This is a genomic window from Mesorhizobium sp. M1252, from assembly GCF_040318265.1.
GTDB lineage: Bacteria > Pseudomonadota > Alphaproteobacteria > Rhizobiales > Rhizobiaceae > Mesorhizobium.
Window position 1 is genome coordinate 1 of the sequence record NZ_JAMYLX010000041.1, and the last position, 2,500, is coordinate 2,500.

The window sequence follows — 2,500 nt, forward strand, 5'->3', positions numbered from 1 at the left end:
TTAGGAGGCGACCGCCCCAGTCAAACTACCCACCATACATTGTCCCGGACCCGGATAACGGGCCGCGGTTAGACATCCATAGTAATAAGGGTGGTATTTCAAGGGTGGCTCCACCTGAGCTGGCGCCCAGGTTTCAAAGCCTACCACCTATCCTACACATGCCACTACGAATGCCAATGTAAAGCTATAGTAAAGGTGCACGGGGTCTTTCCGTCTAACCGCAGGAACCCCGCATCTTCACGGGGAATTCAATTTCACTGAGTCTATGCTGGAGACAGCGGGGAAGTCGTTACGCCATTCGTGCAGGTCGGAACTTACCCGACAAGGAATTTCGCTACCTTAGGACCGTTATAGTTACGGCCGCCGTTTACTGGGGCTTCGATTCAGAGCTTGCACCCCTCCTCTTAACCTTCCAGCACCGGGCAGGCGTCAGACCCTATACGTCGTCTTGCGACTTCGCAGAGCCCTGTGTTTTTGATAAACAGTCGCTACCCCCTGGTCTGTGCCACCCTCCTCTACTTGCGTAGAAAAGGGTCACGCTTCTTCCGAAGTTACGCGTGCAATTTGCCGAGTTCCTTCAGCATAGTTCTCTCAAGCGCCTTGGTATACTCTACCTGACCACCAGTGTCGGTTTCGGGTACGGTTTATAAGGAGGAGCTATTTCCTGGAACCGCTCCGCTGCCCGTTCAATCCGATAAGATTGGACAACTTGTGCGATCCGTCACTACCTCCAAGCCCACGAATATTAACGTGGTTCCCATCGACTACGCGTTTCCGCCTCGTCTTAGGGGCCGGCTAACCCTGCTCAGATTAGCTTTAAGCAGGAACCCTTGGTCTTTCGGCGGGGGAGTCTCTCACTCCCCTTACGTTACTCATGTCAGCATTCGCACTTCTGATACCTCCACCACCCCTCACGGGTATGGCTTCGTCAGCTTACAGAACGCTCCGCTACCGCTTGGCCCTTGCGGACCAAACCCTAAGCTTCGGTGTATGGCTTTAGCCCCGTTACATTTTCGGCGCAAAGACCCTTATTTAGACCAGTGAGCTGTTACGCTTTCTTTAAATGATGGCTGCTTCTAAGCCAACATCCTGGTTGTTTTGGGATCCTCACATCCTTTCCCACTTAGCCATAACTTGGGGACCTTAGCTGTAGGTCAGGGTTGTTTCCCTTTTCACGACGGACGTTAGCACCCGCCGTGTGTCTGCCGACTAGTACTCCCAGGTATTCGGAGTTTGGTTAGGTTTGGTAATCCGGTGAGGACCCCTAGCCCATCCAGTGCTCTACCCCCTGGGGTATTCGGTCGACGCTCTACCTAAATAGATTTCGCGGAGAACCAGCTATTTCCGAGTTTGATTGGCCTTTCACCCCTAGCCACAAGTCATCCCGAACTATTGCAACAGTTATGGGTTCGGTCCTCCAGTAAGTGTTACCTTACCTTCAACCTGCTCATGGCTAGATCACTCGGTTTCGGGTCTAATGCGACGAACTGAACGCCCTGTTCAGACTCGCTTTCGCTGCGCCTACACCTAGCGGTTTAAGCTTGCTCGTCACACTAAGTCGCTGACCCATTATACAAAAGGTACGTGGTGACCCTTGCGGGCTCCCACTGTTTGTAGGCAATCGGTTTCAGGTACTCTTTCACTCCCCTTGTCGGGGTGCTTTTCACCTTTCCCTCACGGTACTAGTTCGCTATCGGTCATGCACGAGTACTTAGGCTTGGAAGGTGGTCCTCCCAATTTCAGACAGGATTTCACGTGTCCCGCCTTACTCGAGGACGATTGATCGCATTACGCGTACGGGGCTGTCACCCACTATGGCCCTACTTTCCAGAAGGTTCCGCTTGTCTCTCAATCGCCACTGGCCTGGTCCGGGTTCGCTCGCCACTACTTCCGGAGTCTCGGTTGATGTCCTTTCCTACGGGTACTTAGATGTTTCAGTTCCCCGCGTTCGCCACTTTATCCCTATGTATTCAGGATAAGTTACCTATTATCGATACTTGGAAACCACAGTAGCAGATCGCTCTGCTACTCTGATTTTCCAAGTACCTTAGGTGGGTTTCCCCATTCGGAAATCTACGGATCAAAGGGTATTCGCACCTCCCCGTAGCTTATCGCAGCGTATCACGTCCTTCATCGCCTGTGCATGCCAAGGCATCCACCAATTGCCCTTAAGACACTTGATCGTTCTCATTGCCAATGCCCATCCGCGCAATCCGAAGGATTGTCGCTTCAGCCTCTCCCTTGCGGGGTTGGCGTCCGCGCAATTCCAAAGGAATTGTCGCCTGAACCGGATCCTGTGCGGGATCCACATTCGATGTCATTGGCACAAAAAGACCAGCTTCTCGAGATCGGTTCGAGGGTGCGGTTAGGCAAACCCATCATATGCGGGAGATTGAGCGTCTCCCGCGACAAATCACGAACCTTTCGGCTCATGAAGTTCGAACAAATCTTCTCTTTACGATGTCAAAACAGAACAAGCGGCAAGCCAAGAAGCTCACCA

At 52.5% G+C, this 2,500-nt stretch carries 1 rRNA gene; it reads right to left on the reverse strand.

The features are described from left to right. Positions 1-2,183: ribosomal RNA gene (locus NKH22_RS31355) — 23S ribosomal RNA — on the reverse strand; the annotation flags it as partial. Positions 2,184-2,500 lie beyond the last annotated feature (317 nt).